This is a genomic window from Paenibacillus sp. FSL L8-0340 (assembly GCF_038593145.1).
Lineage (GTDB): Bacteria > Bacillota > Bacilli > Paenibacillales > Paenibacillaceae > Paenibacillus_AQ.
Map to the genome: position 1 here is coordinate 4380703 of NZ_CP151967.1, position 18514 is coordinate 4399216.

The window sequence follows — 18514 nt, forward strand, 5'->3', positions numbered from 1 at the left end:
TAAATTGTACCTATACGAACGAAAATACGTTTTTGAAGGAGATTGAATATCCAATGGAAAGACGTTTCGCCTCACATCCCAACGAAGTTAAGCAGTTTGATACTGAGCGCCTGCGCAAAGAGTTCCACATTCCCGTTATTTTTGCTCCGAATGAACTGAAGCTCGTGCTTACCCATGAAGACCGCATGATCGTCGGCGGTGCCAATCCCGTAACCGAAGATGTTGTGCTTACCACGGATCTGAAGGAACTGGGAGTCACTTACTTCCTGGAACGCCGTGAACTGGGTATCATCAATGTCGGCGGCAAAGGTTCAGTTGTTGTAGACGGAACAGAATATGAAATAGATTTCAAAGAATGCCTGTATGTCGGCCAAGGTTCCAAAGATGTGGTGTTCAAAAGCGCAGACAGCGCCAAACCGGCGAAATTCTACCTGAACTCCGCTCCGGCTCACCAGTCCTATCCTACAACCAAAACTACACTTGCTGAATCCGAATCCGGAGCAATGGGTGGTTTGGAGAACTCCAACGAGCGTACGATTCACCGCTTCATTCATACCAATGGCGTACAAAGCGCACAACTCGTCATGGGTATGACACAGCTCAAACCGGGCAGCATGTGGAATACAATGCCTTCGCATACTCATCCGCGCCGAATGGAAGCCTACTTCTATTTCGATCTTCCGGATGACTCTATCGTGTTCCACCTGATGGGCGAACCTACCGAAACCCGCCATATCGTGATGCACAATGAACAGGCCGTCATTTCCCCAAGCTGGTCAATCCACAGCGGTGTAGGCACACATAACTATACCTTCATCTGGAGCATGGCCGGGGACAACAAACGTTATGATGATATGGACCCCGTAGGTATGAAAGAATTACAATAGAAAGAAATCAACTACGGAAAGATGAGGCAGGCGGATGAACCCGATACGGAGACACGAGATGATTATGGAAGTTATGCTGAACCAGAAGGACGTAACGGTAAACGAATTGAGCGACAAGCTCCAGGTGACGGGAAAAACAATCCGCGAGGACTTAAGCAAGCTGGAGGAACAGGGATTGATCGTGCGTGTACACGGCGGTGCTGTATTGGCCCAAAGTGATCAGTTCGGCATTCTGCCTTCCAAGAACCCGCTGGATAAATATTCCGACGAGAAAACGGAGATTGCGCTGCGCGCGCTTGCCCATATCGAAGAGGATGACATCATTGCGCTGGACGGCGGGAGCACCACGCTTGAAATTGCCCGGCGGCTGGACAATATGCCTCTGACGGTCGTCACCAATGATGTGTACATCATCAGCGAACTGGTTCCCAAAGACAACATACGTCTGGTCGTTCCCGGAGGCTACCGCGTCCGCAACATGCTCGCAGGTCCCGAAGCTGTCTCATACGTGCAAAAGCTAAATATAGAAAAAGCATTTCTGTCGGCTACAGCCGTGCATATCGAGCATGGGCTGTCTATTTACACCGGTGATTTAATTGATTTCAAACAGGCCCTGGTCTCCACGGCCCGCAAAGTATTCGCCGCCTGCGATCATCATAAATTCGGGCATACCGCTTTGCGCACCTTCGCTTCACTGCAGGAAGTGGATGTGCTGCTTACGGACAGCGGCCTTGCACCCGAAACGGTGGAACAGTTCCGCAGTGCGGGCGTCAATATTGAATGCGGATAATAAATTGCACTTTATTTAAAAAACTTAAGTACAAATTCCACAATCCCCACTCAAAGGAGAGAATATTAATATGTCATCATTATTCAGTCTGGCTGGTAAAACAGCCATCGTAACGGGCGCTGCCCAAGGTCTTGGACAAGGTATTGCCCTTGCTTTTGCGGAAGCTGGCGCAGACGTTGTTTCTGCCTCCCTGAACACAAGTGCGGAAACCGTTGAAGCCGCCAAAGCTTTCGGCGTGAAAGCTCTCAGCATCGAAGCTGACCTGAGTGACCACACTACCCTGCAGGGCATGTTCGACAAAGCGCTAGAATTGACCGGCCACGTTGACATTCTGGTCAACTGTGCAGGCATGATCCGTCGTACTCCGGCCAAAGACCATAGCGAAAAAGACTGGTTCGATGTCATCAACCTGAACCAGAATACTGTATTCCTGCTGTCGCAAATTGCCGGCCGCCACTTCCTGGAAAGAGGGTCCGGTAAAATTATCAACATCTGCTCCATGCTTTCCTACCAGGGCGGGATCAATGTTCCGGGCTATACTGCAAGCAAACATGCTGTTGCCGGTTTGACCAAAGCCTTCGCCAACGAATGGGCCGGTTCCGGTCTGAACATCAACGCAATCGCACCAGGCTACATGGCTACAGAAAACACAGCTCCAATCCGTGCTGACCAGAACCGTTCCGACTCCATATTGGACCGCATTCCTGCTGGACGCTGGGGAACTGCTGAAGATGTTAAGGGACCTGCCGTATTCCTGGCTTCCGCTGCTTCCGACTACCTGAACGGTCATATCCTGAATGTAGACGGCGGATGGCTGGCCAGATAAGTATTTTACTGAACTCAATAATAGAAACAGCAGCAGTCAGGGATGAGAAAGTAAAGTCCCAGATTGCTGCTGTTTTTTTGACAATCGTTCTCCGACAACTTCATTCTGCCCCTTATTCACCATAGTTCAAGAATGGCTGTACTCCATCCGACTTCTATATAAATTCAAGATTCGGACCTGCTCCTCGCTTAGCTCTTTAGCATTCCAATACATATGCATTAAATTATATTCGAACAATTCTTTTAATTTCATGAACAGCGGTAGTTTCGTAAGCATCTCGGAAGAGAGCTCATTCTCCTCTTTATATCCATCTACTAACGCCCTGGTAATGGATCTTTCATAATCTCTAAGGTTCTCTCCCCCTGAGAAGGAGAACTCCAGTGCAGAATAGATAGGAACGGCTAAATCGTATACATAATAATGTTTTTCACAATCTTGAAAATCAATCATCGTTAGCTTGGAGTCACTGTCTACAAGGATATTTTCCAGCCACAGGTCTCCGTGTATTAAGCCATAATTTGAATACTCCTGCGGTAGTTCCTTAATTTTATTTACAACATCGAATGCAATTTCCCGTATGGTCTTCTCTTCTGTAGGAATGTACTTGAGAAAATCGTATTCTTTACACTCATGCCAATGATTGATATGTGCAGTAGTCTCAGAATTCATATATCCTTTACTGACTCGATGCATTCTGCCTATTTGTTGTCCAAGATCTCTAAATACTTTTTTGTTCCATTTTGAACGTGGCAGATGGATTCCTGATGCAGCCTGAAATACAACGACCCGCTTCTCTTCCTCTAACATTATTTTCCCAATGAATGAATTATTAATAGTGCCTATAACCTGGGGAACCCCTATGCCTTGGTTAAAAAGATAATTCGTCCAATTCACTTCATCTAATTGTTCTTGATAGGACTTATAATTCGTTATCCGAACAAAAAAAACACCTTTTTGAGATTGGCAACGGTACATTTCATTTGTTACGGCTTTAACATCATAAAAATTAATAGGATATGTATTATTTAGAAATCGCAAAATTCTTTCTTCCATTCGTTGTTTACCTCAACTTTCTAAATGCTGCTTCATCATTCAACAAGATTATAACAAGCAGACTCCCTCTATGGCAGGTAAAGTTTCTTTATAAATAATTGTGCGTTAATTTCAAGCTGAATCGTCAATCTAAGCACGTACGAAAAAACACCCCGGTATCACAGGCAAGTGAGTTTGCACAGGTTACCGGAGCGTGGAGATTGATGCAGTATGAATCTTATCACACTGCCGGCGTTACGATTGGTAAGGTGACAATGAATGTTGTTCCCCTGCCAGGTTCGCTTTCTAACCGGATGTCACCTTGATGAAGCGATACGATCTGTTTAACGATGGCAAGCCCCATACCGCTGCCCTCATACTTACGGCTGTGGGAACGATCTGCCTTAAAAAACCGCTCAAATATACGTTTCTGGTCCTCGGGGGAAATACCAATGCCAGTATCGGATATTGTAACTGTCACGTTAGTGTTATCCTGTGTAATGCTGACGGTAATAACGCCGCCATCTTTGGAAAATTTAATGCTATTGCCGAGAATGTTGGTCCATACCTGATTTAGCTGGTCATGATCTCCCGTTAGCATAACTGCCTTCAAATCGAGCTCGAAGGTGATGTTGCGAGCCGACCATTGCGGCTGAATCGCGACAATGACCCGCCTGATCTGTTCATCAAGACTGAGTGTTGACAGAGTCAATTGCTGTGACTGCGATTCAAGCAAACTCAGCTTAAGCAGGCTAGCGCTCATCTTGGACATCCGATCCGCTTCATTGATGATAATATCGAGATAACGTATTCGCTCATGAACCCCGATGTTTTCTTGTTTGAGCGCTATAGCATAACCGGATATCGAGGTGAGCGGTGATTGGATTTCGTGCGACACGTTCGATACGAATTCCCTGCGCAGCTGCTCCAGCTGCTGCAGGTCGTGCGTCATTTCTTCAAAGCTGCGAGCCAGAGTACCTAGCTCATCCTTTTGCTTAATATTCAGCTTCACACTGAAATCTCCATCAGCGATACGCCTAGTCGCTATGGTCAGCTTTTTGATCGGTCTGACTAAGAACATGGCTGCAACCAGAATCAATAGGCTACCTGCAATCAACGAATAAGTTATAAAATTCAAAATCCACTTTCGGGTGAAAGCGGCAGAAGGGGGGCCGATTGATTCTAAAAACATCGCTTTCGTACCCGTTTCAGTTGTCAAAGGCAGCCCTAAGAGAACAGTAGCATAACCACTAGGATTTACTTGAACTATCTCTCCATCTATTACTTTTTTCAGTTGTTCCATACTCACAGTGACAGGTTTGTCTCCGTTAAGCGATCCAAAAGACTTGAATTTACCCGTTTCTTCGTAAATTCGAACATAAAAAGATTTGAGCTGATACATTCCACTTACGAACTCGTCCGCTTCAGTCAATGGAAGGGTTTCGTAAAGCCGGGCGACATCCTGGCCAAAGTGAAGTAAAGGCATTAGCATGTTTTCGTTCAATTTATCTTTATATACCCAAACGGCCACATACAGGGCAAGGACTGTGCCCCCGATGACGGAGACTAGAAATGTCAGGACGATACGTGTATATAAGGATCTGATCATTCGTAAACCTCAAGCCGGTAGCCAAGCCCGCGCACCGTCTCGATGCGAAACTGTGGTGTAGTCGCGAACCGTTCGCGCAGCCGTTTAATATGTACGTCGACCGTTCGGTCATCTCCAGCGTAATCGATCCCCCAAATTTGATCAATCAGCTGCTCACGGGTATACACTTGCCCCGGTGTTCCAGCAAGCTTATACAACAGCTCGAATTCCTTGAGCGGCAACGTGAGCGACTCCGTCCCTCTCATCACCTTATAGGTTTGCCGGTCAAGGATGACGTTGCCGAACTGGATCGGTTGCGTAGAGCCAATCCGGTATCGTTTCAGCAATGCCCTGACACGAGCGGTCAACTCTAACGGATCGAATGGTTTCGTCAAATAATCGTCCGTCCCAAGTTCGAACCCTTTCACTTTCTCCCAGGTTTCACCTCTCGCAGTCAGCATAAGTAATGGAAGATCAGGATTGGCTCTTCTGAGCTCCTTGCATAACGTCCATCCATCCATAATTGGCATCATTATATCGAGCACGACAAGATCAACATGCGTTGCGGCGTAGACGTTCAGTGCTTCTTTGCCGTCCACAGCTTCAACTGTCTCAAATCCGTCGTTGCGCAGAAACAAGCAAACAAGTTCGCGAATGTTCGCATCGTCGTCAGCAACCAGTATAGTAGGCATTCGTTCCCTCTTTTCCTGTTGTAGATCCTAGCATTATACTTTGAATCAAAAATAAACGTTCAACTAAAGGAACCGTCTGTTAAATGCAATAACACAAACTCCTCGGGACGGGAACGAATATATTTCGCAATAATGGAGTGGGTCATCGGGGCAACCTGCTCAAATCGGTCAAACAGGGATTTTATCATTTGCATCAGTTCGTCATCCCGCTCCAGATCCATAAGCGTTGCATCTCCCCAGTTGACCTTTAACCTGCTGTTTCTCGCTTCAAGCTGCCCCCTGGTTTCCTCCAGCAGCGCTCCCATTCCCGGCTCGTCAAAAAACCGCACCCCCTCCATCATCCGGTCCCAATACCCCGGTATACTCAGCATGTAAGAGATCCAGGCATAATACTCGGCCGCCGATTTATAACTGTGACCATACATCACCCGGAACATGCAGAGTGCCTGTTGTCCCCTTGTCAGCTGCGAGATCACCTCTGCCTTAACCGCCGGCGATTTACCGCGTATCTGCATAAAAGTCGGCTCCATACACGCACTCCCAAGTTTTTCATCACCTAAGCTATAAAAGGATTCCCGATTCATCGTCACTAAACTCATTACATTCCCCTTTTCTCATTTAATAAAACCGAGAGCGAATAATTATCATACACTCCACAAGTCCGGCTGTTCACTATTTTATTTTACTGCCGATAGCTGCCAGTTCAACTTTGATTTTCTCTGCCGCTTCATTGTCCATTGCATTAAGGGGATTCAGCACAAGCTTATCCGAGATGATAATCAATCCCCGATGATAATACGTTTTCTTGCTAAACACATCCATTATCACTCTCAGGGGGACAAACGTCCGTCCGTTTTTTGTCACGATCATTGTGTTTTTTGCTGGGGAACGATCATTGACTGAAATGGTGGAATCCGCTTCATTGATTATGATCTTATGATTTCTGTATTGAATCGTGACCTCATGCTTCTTGGAATCAAACTGTACTGCGGCACCGAACTGATCTGATATAAAACGCAGTGGAACCATTGTTGTCCCTTTCCGCAGATAAGGGGTGATCTTTGAATTCGTATCATCTATCATTGTCTGCTTTCCTTTGGCAAGCACGTTACCCTGGCCGATAGACAGAACGATAGCGTCTCTCTTAATATCATCCACCAAGGAATTGATTGCTGCCTGCTGCTGGCCACCGTTTTGACATCGTTCACCCTTATACAGTTCCATATACTTAACGATAATGTCGATAGCTTCTGGTCGAATATCCTGTTTCAGACTTTTATCGGCAAGGACCGCCTCCGTATTATTCCAGCTGCACTTTAAGCTCTCTTGGGACACGGCAAGCGCATGGATCAGGGCTACCGTCATACTGTCCGGCGACGCCTTCTTGGCCTCAGTGATCCAATACAAATCAGGATCAAGATAATGATCCAGAACCTTCATATAGCCAAGGACAAAAATCTCCTGCGGTGTCAGCTTCGCTTTATCCAGCGAATCTGCTTTCTTTCCATAAACAGATAGTGAATACTCCTCTGTCAGATCTCTATCCTCCCATCCTTGAACTGAATACAGCGCATTTATTACTGCCGCTTTTTGATCCAGCGGTGTGGTTCCCGACGATAAAAAATCGTTAACTTTCACACCTAATCCGTTCTTCAAGGCCTCAGTAACCATATCTACATCAAGATAAGCTTCATAAATTGCCGTCGAGGTTATGGGCGAGTCTGCATGCACAGTCTCCTGTTTATTTCCAAAAAAACAACCAAAAAAAACTATTGAAGCTACCAGAAACAATTTGCCTAGCCTTGAATGTAACGAGTTGCTCATAAAAATTCCTCCTTGGGATGATGGGATATTCTTACTCGTTCATATCGGGATTCTATGTGGACAAGCCGTTGCCTGTGCGGCAAATGCTATGATATATTTAGCCGACGAAGCAGGATCGGCATCACCAGATGTTAACATTAATAAAGGAGCCTTCGCATGAATGACGAGCTACTGACCACTTTTGATGACAATGGCAATATTACCGGGACCGCACCCCGTGATGAAGTTCACCGTTTGGGACTCTGGCACGAAACCTTCCACTGCTGGTTCGTCAGCAAGGAACAGGACATGCTCCATATTTATCTTCAGCTGCGCAGCGAACTCAAAAAAGATTATGCCGGTCTGCTGGATATCACGGCCGCCGGACATTTATTATCTGATGAGGTTCCGGAGGATGGCGTCCGTGAGGTGCAGGAGGAGCTTGGAATCTGCGTTGCTTTTGAGCAGCTGATCCCCCTTGGGATCATCCCTTACAGCATGGACAAGGAGGGTTTTCTCGACAGAGAGCGGGCGCATGTCTTTTTGTACACAAACACCACCCCTTTAAGTGACTTTAAGCTGCAACAGGAAGAGGTTGCGGGAATTGTAACAGCCGATTTCACCGGCTTTCGAAGTTTGTGGCTGGGAGACAGCGCTACACTGCAAATCCAAGGATTTAGTGTGGAAAGCAGCGGTACGCGGATTCCAATCAGCCAGACTGTGGACAGGAGCCACTTTGTGCCGCATGAGATCAATTATTATCGGCGCATCATTGAGGGCATTGAGGCAGCCTTTGGCTGATTAGCCTTCTTCAATCATTACCTATTTTACCATTCCCTTATGGCATAGCAAGATTCTACCCTGCACCCGCAGGCTGCTTCCGTTTCCACAATGAAAAGGCAGGACCCTGATGACCGGGTCCTGCCTTTTGTAATTCTATCTATTTCTGTGCTACTTTCCGTTTCAGCATGACTAGCCCGTTCACAGGAAGTGCAACAACTCCCGGGGCTGGCTCGCCTGATTCCAGGTCTGTATAAACCAGACCATCCAGTGTCACTGACGCTTCAGTACCGCTAAAGTTCTGCAGGAAAATATAGTCATGTTCACCGTCTGTACGAAGCTGCGCCGTTACACCTGCTGGCAGTTCACTTTCCAGCACGCGGCCAATTCCCGCCTTAGCGGTAATTGCAGCATACAGCTCTACGTAAAACGCCGCGTCTTTGACGCGGGTAGCCAAATGGTACGCTCTGCCTGCTCCGAGCTTGTTGAGTGTCAATGCCGGCTGCCCGGCGTAGAAATCGCTGCGGTAATGGCCTAGTGCCTCCGCCCCCTCCAGATGGATCAGCTCGGCAATTTCATGCGCATCGTAATCGCCCGAGAGCTTCAAGGCGTTGCCTGCCTGCAATACAAGACCGTTCACATCCCGGCTGTGCAAGCCTTCCGTCTCTTCAGCCCAAATGCCGAGCGTTCTGCGCAGCGGTCCCGGGAACCCGCCGAGGTGACACAAATCTGTTTCGCCTACTACTCCAGACCAGTAGGTTGCCAGGAAGGTTCCTCCCTGCTCCACATATTTCTCGATTCTTTGACCGTTCTCTTCACTGATCAGGTACAGCATCGGAGCGATGACCAGCTTGTAGCGTGTGAGGTCATCTCCTGAACCAATCACGTCAACTGGAATGCCCATCTCCCAGAGGGCACGGTAATGCTGCAGCACGGTCTCTTCATACTTCAGTCCGGAATTACGGATCCCTTGGGCATCCTTGATTGCCCAGCGGTTATCCCAATCGAACAGGATCGCCGTCTCCGCCGGTGTGACGGTGCCCACTACTTCGGTTAATCCCGCCAGAGTTTTGCCAACCTCGGCGACATCCCTGAATACACGGGTTTCTGCATGGCCGCTGTGATCGACCACAGCACCGTGGAACTTCTCGCTGGAGCCGCGGCTCTTGCGCCACTGGAAGTACTGCACAGAATCAGAGCCATGAGCGACCGCCTGCAGGGAAGACAGCTTATGCATGCCCGGCCGTTTCAGCTTGCTGACTGACTGCCAGTTCGTGAGCGAAGGCGTACTCTCCATCAGCAGGAACGGCTTATGCTTGAAGCTGCGGAACATATCATGGTTCAGAGCTGTCCAAGCCGCCAGCCGGACATCATCATCGTCCTCGGTGTAATGCCATTCCGGGTATGCATCCCAGGAGACGACATCCAGAATTTTGGCCAGCTCACGGTAATCAATACCGTCGATCATATGCATGTTGGTGGTCACGGGCAGATCCGGGTTAAAATCTCGTACGGCTGCAATTTCATGCCGGCAGAAATCAATCGTCCGCTCACTGACAAACCGCCGCCAGTCCAGGTTCAGGCCATGGACCTGTGTCTCCCCATGCGGTGCCGGTGAATCAATCTGCTCCCACGAAGTGTAGGTATGGCTCCAAAAAGCGGCCCACCAGGCATGATTCAGTTCGTCGAGGCTGCCCTTATATTTGGCCTTCAGCCATTCCCGAAAGGCGGTCTGGCACAAATCACAATGGCACTCGCCGCCGAACTCATTCGAAATATGCCAGCCGATGACCGCCGGATGATGAGCATACCGTTCAGCCAGCTTGGCATTCAGCGTTGCCGTTTTGTCCCGGTAGACCGGGGAAGTGTAGCAATGGTTATGCCTGAATCCATGCAGATTTCGCACACGGTTTCGTTCCACGCGCAGCACCTCAGGGTAGTTCTCGGACATCCAGGCTGGCCGTGCTCCGCTTGGAGTAGCCAGGAAAGCATATATACCATTATCAGCAAAAGTGTTCAGCACATGATCCAGCCAATCGAATGTAAATACGCCCTCTTCAGGCTCCAGCGATACCCAGGAAAAAATCCCGACAGACATCGCATTGCAGCCCGCCAGCTTCATCAGGCGGATGTCCTCGCGGAGAACTTCAGGATATCTCAGCCATTGCTCGGGATTATAGTCGGCCCCATGAAGCATCACGGGAGCCTTGCTGCTGACCGCAGGGAGTTTTTTGCTCATCATTGTATATTCATCCTCTCATTTTTGATCCGTGTCAGAATGAGACTTTTCTCTGATTCAAGTCATTCTGTGTCTCTGTCTTTTTCACGGACAAACGTTTATACTATTTATAATATAGGATAACCGCAGATTCACAGTAGGATTATACTCGCGATTAGATAGCACAAAATGAATATGAGGTGAACAGCTTTGCTGCCCTTTTCTTTGGTTGAAATGCCGCGTAACCTGGAGGACTTTCCCCTGTACCCTTATTCTGTCGGCAGGCACATTCAGTACCATCATGTCCGCCCGGCTGGATTCCCTGTCCATCAGCTCTTCCTGATCCGCAGTGGAAAGGGAATATTCCGTGATCTCACGGACGGAACAGAAACGGTGCTGGCACCCGGAATGGCTTTCGTTTTCCCGCCTGACCGCGGACATGAATATTACCCGTTGTCTCATGAGCCGTGGCATGTAGCTTTTACCGGCATCTACGGCAGCCAGACAGGGCCAATGCTTCACAGCCTCGGCTTATTGCCGCCCTCCGCCTATCATCTTGCGCGCTTCGAGGAATGCTGGGAAGCCATCGGCGGAATCTGGCAGACCGTAAATGGAGGGAATGTCAGCCGCCAGGAGGAACAGGCCACGCAGGAACTGTCCGTCAGCCTCTACCGGCTGATCCTTATGATGCGCCGGGGCGATCCTTCTGCCGGTACAGCCAGCCGCCTGGAAAATGAGCATGTCCGCAACGAGGCACTGCAAAAAGCGGTGAGACTAATCAATGAGCATTTCACCGAACCGTTACTGGTCGCTAATCTGGCTGCCGCCGTCGGCTATTCCGTGCAGCATTTCCAGCGACTGTTCTTGCAGGAGTATGGCGTAACCCCGCATAAATACCTCCAGAACCTGAGGCTGGAGCGGGGGCTTCAAATGATGACTGAAAGTCCCGGCATCCCTGTGCAGGATATCGCTTTGAATCTCGGGATGGAAACAAACTATTTCATCCGGGTATTCCGCAAGACTTACGGCTGCACCCCGGGTGTAATGAGGGAACGGCTGCAGCGAAGCCAGAGTCAAGCAGCGAACCGGCAGAAGCAATAAGTGCTTTTGCTCCAGATACTAGGCTCTAGGGCTATTTTTAAAATAACAGGTAAGATAATATAAAAAAACTCGTTGGAGCTGCCCCCTTTTTTATGGTATATTTTCTAGATCCAAATTTTAGGATGTCGAAGTCAACTAAGGGGGATGCAATTTGTTTTACCACAATCTCAGAAGAATGGGTCTCATTTTTGGGGTTCTGATTCTCTTGTCAAGCTGTTCCGCAAAGGAACCATCGAACTTATCAAAGGAAGTAAATGGCAATAAGGGTGTAAGCCCGGCAAATCCGGTCAGGGAATACATCATAAAGGACAGTAACAAGGTATTGCTGAGTGCCGACAACGTTAGTAATATGGATAGTCATATCATGGAATTGGCGCGTAATGAGATTTATGCCCGGCATGGATATATATTCAAACGTAAGGATTTGACTGACTACTTTTCTTCAAAGAAATGGTACAGAAAGAACCAAAACTATAGGGAAACTTTCACGGACATAGAAAAGAAAAATATCGAATTATTACATACCTATGAAGCAAAGTACGCAGCTTATCAGTTAATCGCAACACATACGGATGATTATCGTGTCAAAAATTACGAGGGTTCCAATACCTTTAAACAGCAACATATGGTTATTGATCTTAATGGAGATGGAATTAGTGATAATGTTGAGCTAAAGATCCCTGCTGCGAAAGGCGATACAACATGGACGCTTAAAGTAAATGGAGCATCTCTTCAATTTGACGGTGAAGACATGTTTCCTTATTTTGAAATTGTCGATCTTAATATGAATGATCCTTACTTTGAAATCGCTTTTCAATTTGATAGTCAGTATGATTTTTTTAGAGAGACTTATTTTTATTACTATGACGGTCACAAAATCAGATCCGTTGGTACCGTTCCCGATTTCGCCGCACATTCTTCTATGATTGACGGGCTTGGCACTGTTAAAGGGATTGACCGAGCGAAGGAGCTGCAGACATGGTATCGTGAACTCGTATTCCGGTTAGATGCAGAGCATCAGCTTCGTGAAGAAGAACAAGATTTCTACTCTATGTCTCCCCCTACTGTGTTAACCGCCAAAAAAGAACTAAAATTGCAAAAACTAAGAAACTCAGATGAAGAATTTCTTCAAATCAACCCTGGTGATCAAGTGAGTTTCTTAGGAGAAGACAACCGGGGTTATATTAAGTTTGAGCTCTCCACAGGATTAACTGGTTGGTTTCAGGTAGGGGATAAGTATGATTTCACGGATTATTTCGAAGGGCTGATATTATATGATTGAAGCAGCTTAAACTAACGAAGAACTAACTCTCAATAAAACAGCGGCAGTCCAGGACGTTTCTTTACCGTCCATGAACTGCCGCTGTTTGTATATATGGGGTCAATAAAAGAGCGTAAGCTCTGCCAAAGTAGCAACTCCTCCTCCATAACCTGCCACGTTAAGCCGTTACACCACCGTAAACTGGCTGTTGTACAACCGGGCATAGTGACCCCCGCTGTCCAGGAGTCCCTCATGTGTGCCGCTCTCGACGATGTCTCCATCCTTCATGTAGAGAATGAGATCGGACTCGCGGATCGTGGACAGCCGGTGGGCAATGACGAAGCTGGTGCGCCCTGAGATCATGGCGAGAAAAGCCTTCTGAATCCGAATCTCCGTCAATGTATCAATGCTGCTGGTTGCTTCGTCCAAGATGAGCATCGGCGGATCCACGAGCATAACGCGGGCGATGGTAAGCAGCTGCTTCTGTCCCTGGGACAGATTGTCTCCAGAACCGCTGATCTTCGTAGCGTACCCTTCCGGCAGCCGTTTGATGAAGCTGTGCGCATTCGCTGCTTTGGCTGCTGCTATGACCTCTTCCTCTGTCGCATCCGGTTTGCCATAAGCAATATTATCGCGGATGGAGCCTCCGAACAGCCATGTATCCTGCAGCACCATTCCGAAATTCCGCCGCAGACTGTCCCTGGTGATCTTATTAATGTCTATTCCGTCAATTTGGATTGTCCCGCTGTCTACGTCATAGAAACGCATAAGCAGGTTGACCAGCGTCGTCTTCCCTGCCCCAGTCTGTCCTACAATCGCTATACGGGTACCCGGCTTCACTTCCAGGCTGAAATTCTTGATTAGCGGACGCCCGGGATCATATGCAAAACTTACTTTATCGAAGGTGATTGTGCCCTGGCTGGTGTCCATGACGTGAGCCCCTGCAGCATCCGGCGTCTCCGCCGGGAGGTCTAGAATGGCAAAGATCCGCTGTGCCGAAGCCGTCGCTGACTGCAGCTGGGTGATGACACCGGTAATCTCATTAAACGGCTTTGCGAACAGGTTCGAATAAATCAGGAAACTGGACAAATCCCCGACCGAAAAATGCCCACCAATTACAAGCGCGCTGCCGATCATCGCAATGACCGAGAAGGTAATATTATTGACCAGCCGTGTTGTCGGATTAGCCAATGAACCGTAAAACTGGGATTTGACGCCTGTCTGGTACAGTTCATTATTACGGTCCGAGAAACGGGCGAATGAACGGTCCTCGTAGTGGTAAGCCTGCACCACCTTTTGCCCGCCGATAATTTCTTCCACATATCCGTTTAATCCGCCGAGGATCTTTGCCTGCTCACGAAACAGCTTCTGGGAACGCGTAGTGATGAACCGGGCGACAAAATAGGTTGCCGGAGCCGACAGCAGCACGACTACCGTCATCACCGGACTAATGTACAGCATCAGCCCGATTGCACCGGCAATGGTCACAATACCGGTCAGCAGCGTGGAGAAACCCTGCAGCAGCCCGTCCGAAACAGCGTCCATATCATTAACAAAACGGCTGATGCTGTCGCCCTGCGGATGATTGTCATGGAATTTCAGCGGCAGCACATTTAGCTTGTCAAACAACTCACGGCGCATATCGTAGACCGTCTTATAAGCTATCCGATTGGTGTAATAAGTCAGCAGCCAGCCAAAAAAGCTGCCCACAATATATACTGCAGCCAGGATCAGCAGCAGCCGGAGGATTCCGGCGAAATCAACATCGCCCGGACCCGCCATATGATCGACAGCCCGGCCGATCAGCAGCGGCCCGATCAGACTGGCAATCACGCTGATGATGGCGCAGATTACCGCGGTTATGGTCATGCCTCTAAAATGACTTGTATAGCCAAACAATCTCTTCCAGGTATTATTGCCCCTCATTGTCCCGCCTCCTCGCTGGAAAGCTGGGACTGGCAGATTTCCTGATAAACCCCGCAGCTCTCCAGCAGTTCCTGATGACTGCCTTTCCCAACAATCCGTCCTTCGTCAAATACGATAATCTGATCCGCCTGCCGCACCGTGCTGACCCGCTGGGATACCAGCAGCACGGTCGTATCCCTGCTGCTCTCCTTCAGTGCCCTGCGCAGTGCCGCATCAGTCGCAAAGTCGAGCGCACTGGAGGAATCATCAAGGATAAGGATCGGAGGGGTACCCACGACAGCGCGGGCAATGGTAAGCCGTTGCTTTTGTCCGCCGGATAAGTTCAACCCTCCACGCGCGACTGGTGTATCCAGACCTTCCGGCAGCTTGCGGATGAATTCATCGGCCTGGGCTACAACGGCTGCCTGCATCATTTCCTCCTTCGTCGCATTCTGCTTGCCCCAGCGGAGGTTATCGGCAATCGTCCCGGTGAACAGGAGCGCCTTCTGCGGCACAATGCCGATCAGGCTCCGCAGCTGATCCAGCCGGTATTCTTTGACGTTGACGCCGCCTACTCTGACTTCCCCCTCCACCGCATCATAGAAACGCTGAATGAGATTCACGAAGGTGGACTTGCCGGAGCCGGTGCTACCGATAAGCCCCACCGTTTCTCCGCGGTTGATCACCACTGAGATATCCTGCAGTGCAAGCTCTCCAGTCTTGTTGTAACCGAAGGATACATGCTCGAAAGAAATAGCAGGAGCTGCCGCTTCCATCACTGGCAGGGCGCTGTTCCCTTCATCCGAGATTGAGGTTTCAGCCGCCAGCACTTCATTCACACGATTCGCAGAGGACGCAGCCTTGGTAAAGAGAATTACCAGATTCGATACAACAATCAGCGCCAGCAGAATCTGGGTTACATAGTTGATAAACGCAATGATTTCACCCTGTGATAAACGGCCGGCATCAATGTGTATGCCGCCAACCCACAGAATGGCAATAATCGCTGCGTTCACCACCAGAGTAGTCATCGGGCCAAGCCAGGCAGAGATGCGTCCAACCCGGATCGCCGTTGCCGTCAAATCATCCGAAGCTTCATTGAAGCGCTGCTTCTCCCGCCGTGCTTCGGCAAAGGCGCGGATGACGCGGATACCGGAAAGATTCTCGCTCAGCACCAGTGCCAGATGATCCAGCTTCTGCTGATATTTGCGGTAGAGCGGCGAGCTGCGGGTAATGATAAAGTACAGGATGACGCCAAAAACAGGTGTGGCCGCGAGCAGAATCAGCGATAGCCGGAAATCGAGAATCATCGACATTATGATGGCCCCGATACAGATAAACGGCGCACGGACTACGAGACGGATCAGCATGGCCACAGCAACCTGCAGCTGATTCACATCACTCGTGATCCGGTTGATTAGTGACGGTGTACCGAAGGTATCCAGCTCGGCATAGGACAAGGAAGAAATATGCTTGAACATCTTGTTGCGCAGCGAAGTGCCAAAGCCTTGGGATGCCCGGGCGGCATAATATTGGCAGACCATCGAGCAGCCGAAACCGAGAAGCGACATCAGCAGCATAAGCCCGCCCATCCGGTACACATAGGCACTATCCTGCCCGCCGATTCCGTTGTTCACGATCAGCGCAACGATGGTCGGCAGCAGCAGCTCCAGGATCGCCTCCAGCAGCTTAAAGATCGGCCCGAGTATAACTCCTTTTCTGTACGGTTTAAGAAAAACGGCAATTTTGAACACAGTAACCCTCACCTAACTTATGTAGTATGTAATCACTATGAAATAGCGTTAAGACCCGTTATGATTATGTCATACCTGTTTACATATTAATAATATTGGTTTCGTATCAATGCCATACTTAATTCATATGCCAAATCCGGAGGTTTAACAAATGGATATCCGACAGCTCAAATACTTCTTGGCGATTGCTGAGGAAGGACAGATTACTTCCGCTGCACGGAAGCTGCAAATGGCCCAGCCCCCGCTCAGTCAGCAGCTGAAGCTGCTGGAGGAGGAGCTTGGCGTAAAATTGGTGGAGCGCGGACCGCGCAGTATACAGCTGACCGATGCCGGAGTAATTCTGCGGGGCCGGGCACAGCAGATTCTGGAGCTGGCCGATGCCACCACGCGTGAGATTAGTGATTTTGCAAGCGGGCTGCGGGGAACGCTCTCCATTGGGACAGTATCCTCCTCCGCGGCAACTCTGCTGCAGGATCGGCTCTTTGATTTTCACAAAATCTATTCCGGCGTCAAATTCGAAATCCATGAAGGCAACACCTATAAGGTGATTGATCTGCTCAGCAAAGGAATCATCGAGGTCGGCATTGTTCGAACGCCCTTTAACAGCACAAGTCTCGAATGTGTATATGCCGGGGCTGAACCTATGATTGCCGTGATGACTCAGGGTTATGACTGGACGGGCGGAGAGTCCTCCATTGATATCGGGGAACTCAAGGATAGGCCGCTGATTATTTACCGCCGCTTCGAGCAGCTGATCCGTGAAACCTGCCTGGAGCACGGATTCAATCCGGATGTGTTCTGCATGAACGACGATGCCCGCACCACGCTGCTCTGGGCCAATGCCGGTCTCGGCATCGGCATTCTTCCAAAATCAGCCTTCGGCCTCATGAGAAGCGACAATCTGCGTTATAAAGAAATCCGTGGCGAATCGCTCCGCACCCGGGTCGCCGCTGTCTGGATGAAGGATAAATATTTGTCGTCGCTGGCCGAGAAATTCATTGAATGCTTCAGAGCGGAGTAGGCATGGGTATGGATACACAAAATGAAAAAAGCGCTGAACCGGCATTACCCGGAACAGCGCTGGCATTTCGCTTAAGCTTATTGGCTTGCCGGCCTATCAGCCAGATGAACCTCATCTCCAACGCAGACGCGCCCGGTTTGGATAACGGAAGCGTACACGCCGAAATGAAGCCCCAGCTCTTTGTTGACAATTTTCAGAAGCGAGGGGGTTTTCTCTGCAGTATCCGGGTCCATCGTCGTCATGACGCATCGCTCGCACAGCTCATTCACCTGCAGCTCTACCCCGCCAATCCGCAGCCTCCGCCCGGTCCAGTCTCCCTCAAACAGCGACTCATCGCTTAATGCAATCACAAAATTCCCGCGGAACCGGCGCTGATCGACCTCGCGTCCCCAGAGCGCCTCCAGTTTTCTCAGACTGCCATCGGTAACAAGCAGAATACTGGCCTCATCCACCGACAGCAAATGCGGATTCTCCGGGTGCGGTTGCTTCAGGCCGGACATGCTGACCGGGATTTTTGTCTGGCTTTGAATCTCCACAAGCAGCTGCTCGTCCCAGCGAAAGGTCCGCCCGTCCGCTGCAGTGACAGCCACCTCCCCCTCCCGGTAACGCGCTTGATAAGTGAGCATATCCGGTATATTGCGGGCCGTAACGAATCGCTTCCAGCCCTGCTTCCCTTCATCATAAAAAGAGCAAACCCGATCGCCTACGACGCCGTAGGATTCAATGTCGCAAGCCTCCAGCTGCTCTCCCGCGAACGATTTGACCGGATACCGGTTGATTTCACGGATCACACCAACAGTCAATGTCAAAGTCTGTTCCTCCATTTGTTCTAGAAATTACATAAGCTTATTGTACG

16 protein-coding genes are annotated in these 18514 nt (G+C 49.3%); 7 read left to right on the forward strand and 9 right to left on the reverse strand.

Annotation, left to right across the window (positions count from 1 at the left end):
- Positions 1–53 precede the first annotated feature (53 nt).
- The 3 genes from kduI (at position 54) to kduD (ending at position 2503) form a co-directional block, all read left to right on the forward strand.
- On the forward strand, positions 54–887 hold the full coding sequence (kduI, locus tag NST07_RS19590; protein WP_038593270.1) for a 5-dehydro-4-deoxy-D-glucuronate isomerase: 834 nt from the start codon (positions 54–56) through the stop codon (positions 885–887).
- A 34-nt stretch (positions 888–921) separates the two neighbouring features.
- On the forward strand, positions 922–1677 hold the full coding sequence (locus tag NST07_RS19595; protein ID WP_076110042.1) for a DeoR/GlpR family DNA-binding transcription regulator: 756 nt from the start codon (positions 922–924) through the stop codon (positions 1675–1677).
- Between the two features lie 70 nt (positions 1678–1747).
- Positions 1748–2503: a 2-dehydro-3-deoxy-D-gluconate 5-dehydrogenase KduD gene (kduD, locus tag NST07_RS19600; RefSeq protein WP_341378909.1), complete on the forward strand. Its 756-nt coding sequence runs from the start codon at positions 1748–1750 to the stop codon at positions 2501–2503.
- Positions 2504–2629: 126 nt separating this feature from the next.
- Here kduD and NST07_RS19605 read toward each other — a convergent pair whose 3' ends face one another.
- The 5 genes from NST07_RS19605 to NST07_RS19625 all read right to left on the reverse strand — a co-directional run bounded on the left by NST07_RS19605 (position 2630) and on the right by NST07_RS19625 (position 7639).
- On the reverse strand, positions 2630–3556 hold the full coding sequence (locus NST07_RS19605; protein ID WP_341378910.1) for a phosphotransferase: 927 nt from the start codon (positions 3554–3556) through the stop codon (positions 2630–2632).
- Positions 3557–3776: 220 nt separating this feature from the next.
- Positions 3777–5144, reverse strand: coding sequence for a HAMP domain-containing sensor histidine kinase (locus NST07_RS19610; RefSeq protein WP_342479980.1), 1368 nt, complete (start codon positions 5142–5144; stop codon positions 3777–3779).
- Positions 5141–5815: a response regulator transcription factor gene (locus NST07_RS19615; RefSeq protein ID WP_341093919.1), complete on the reverse strand. Its 675-nt coding sequence runs from the start codon at positions 5813–5815 to the stop codon at positions 5141–5143. The genes NST07_RS19610 and NST07_RS19615 overlap by 4 nt, the downstream gene beginning before the upstream one ends.
- Positions 5816–5874: 59 nt before the next feature.
- Positions 5875–6345: a hypothetical protein gene (locus tag NST07_RS19620; RefSeq protein ID WP_341093920.1), complete on the reverse strand. Its 471-nt coding sequence runs from the start codon at positions 6343–6345 to the stop codon at positions 5875–5877.
- Between the two features lie 142 nt (positions 6346–6487).
- The gene (locus tag NST07_RS19625) at positions 6488–7639 is read right to left on the reverse strand and encodes a stalk domain-containing protein (protein WP_342479981.1); all 1152 of its coding nucleotides are present in this window, start codon (positions 7637–7639) and stop codon (positions 6488–6490) included.
- A gap of 156 nt (positions 7640–7795) precedes the next feature.
- Here NST07_RS19625 and NST07_RS19630 point away from each other — a divergent pair, with 156 nt between their 5' ends.
- Complete coding sequence (locus NST07_RS19630; protein ID WP_341378914.1) at positions 7796–8419, forward strand: NUDIX domain-containing protein; 624 nt, start codon at positions 7796–7798, stop codon at positions 8417–8419.
- A gap of 139 nt (positions 8420–8558) precedes the next feature.
- Here the strand turns inward: NST07_RS19630 and NST07_RS19635 are convergent, their stop codons facing one another.
- The gene (locus NST07_RS19635; protein ID WP_341097703.1) at positions 8559–10637 is read right to left on the reverse strand and encodes a beta-galactosidase; all 2079 of its coding nucleotides are present in this window, start codon (positions 10635–10637) and stop codon (positions 8559–8561) included.
- 213 nt (positions 10638–10850) lie between these two features.
- Here NST07_RS19635 and NST07_RS19640 point away from each other — a divergent pair, with 213 nt between their 5' ends.
- Together NST07_RS19640 and NST07_RS19645 are read left to right on the forward strand one after the other, a co-directional pair.
- On the forward strand, positions 10851–11717 hold the full coding sequence (locus tag NST07_RS19640) for an AraC family transcriptional regulator (RefSeq protein WP_341093923.1): 867 nt from the start codon (positions 10851–10853) through the stop codon (positions 11715–11717).
- A 151-nt stretch (positions 11718–11868) separates the two neighbouring features.
- The gene (locus NST07_RS19645; protein ID WP_341093924.1) at positions 11869–12999 is read left to right on the forward strand and encodes a YARHG domain-containing protein; all 1131 of its coding nucleotides are present in this window, start codon (positions 11869–11871) and stop codon (positions 12997–12999) included.
- A 165-nt stretch (positions 13000–13164) separates the two neighbouring features.
- Here the strand turns inward: NST07_RS19645 and NST07_RS19650 are convergent, their stop codons facing one another.
- Together NST07_RS19650 and NST07_RS19655 are read right to left on the reverse strand one after the other, a co-directional pair.
- Entirely contained in the window at positions 13165–14904 is a 1740-nt protein-coding gene (locus tag NST07_RS19650) for an ABC transporter ATP-binding protein (RefSeq protein ID WP_342479982.1), read from the reverse strand.
- Positions 14901–16637 carry an ABC transporter ATP-binding protein gene (locus NST07_RS19655; protein WP_342479983.1) on the reverse strand — a complete coding sequence of 579 codons (1737 nt, stop codon included), beginning with the start codon at positions 16635–16637 and terminating at the stop codon, positions 14901–14903. Before NST07_RS19655 ends, NST07_RS19650 begins: the two co-directional genes overlap by 4 nt.
- A 151-nt stretch (positions 16638–16788) precedes the next feature.
- Between NST07_RS19655 and NST07_RS19660 the strand changes: the two genes are divergently transcribed.
- On the forward strand, positions 16789–17658 hold the full coding sequence (locus tag NST07_RS19660) for a LysR family transcriptional regulator (RefSeq protein ID WP_341093928.1): 870 nt from the start codon (positions 16789–16791) through the stop codon (positions 17656–17658).
- Between the two features lie 77 nt (positions 17659–17735).
- Here NST07_RS19660 and NST07_RS19665 read toward each other — a convergent pair whose 3' ends face one another.
- Positions 17736–18467 (reverse strand): MOSC domain-containing protein, encoded by a 732-nt coding sequence (locus NST07_RS19665; protein WP_341378922.1) that lies wholly within the window; start codon positions 18465–18467, stop codon positions 17736–17738.
- Positions 18468–18514: the final 47 nt, after the last annotated feature.

Coding starts and splice junctions, on each gene's coding strand:
- kduI (WP_038593270.1), top strand. CDS start 54: ATGGAAAGACGTTTCGCCTCACATCCCAACGAAGTTAAGCAGTTTGAT.
- NST07_RS19595 (WP_076110042.1), top strand. CDS start 922: ATGAACCCGATACGGAGACACGAGATGATTATGGAAGTTATGCTGAAC.
- kduD (WP_341378909.1), top strand. CDS start 1,748: ATGTCATCATTATTCAGTCTGGCTGGTAAAACAGCCATCGTAACGGGC.
- NST07_RS19605 (WP_341378910.1), bottom strand. CDS start 3,556: ATGGAAGAAAGAATTTTGCGATTTCTAAATAATACATATCCTATTAAT.
- NST07_RS19610 (WP_342479980.1), bottom strand. CDS start 5,144: ATGATCAGATCCTTATATACACGTATCGTCCTGACATTTCTAGTCTCC.
- NST07_RS19615 (WP_341093919.1), bottom strand. CDS start 5,815: ATGCCTACTATACTGGTTGCTGACGACGATGCGAACATTCGCGAACTT.
- NST07_RS19620 (WP_341093920.1), bottom strand. CDS start 6,345: ATGGAGCCGACTTTTATGCAGATACGCGGTAAATCGCCGGCGGTTAAG.
- NST07_RS19625 (WP_342479981.1), bottom strand. CDS start 7,639: ATGAGCAACTCGTTACATTCAAGGCTAGGCAAATTGTTTCTGGTAGCT.
- NST07_RS19630 (WP_341378914.1), top strand. CDS start 7,796: ATGAATGACGAGCTACTGACCACTTTTGATGACAATGGCAATATTACC.
- NST07_RS19635 (WP_341097703.1), bottom strand. CDS start 10,637: ATGAGCAAAAAACTCCCTGCGGTCAGCAGCAAGGCTCCCGTGATGCTT.
- NST07_RS19640 (WP_341093923.1), top strand. CDS start 10,851: ATGCCGCGTAACCTGGAGGACTTTCCCCTGTACCCTTATTCTGTCGGC.
- NST07_RS19650 (WP_342479982.1), bottom strand. CDS start 14,904: ATGAGGGGCAATAATACCTGGAAGAGATTGTTTGGCTATACAAGTCAT.
- NST07_RS19660 (WP_341093928.1), top strand. CDS start 16,789: ATGGATATCCGACAGCTCAAATACTTCTTGGCGATTGCTGAGGAAGGA.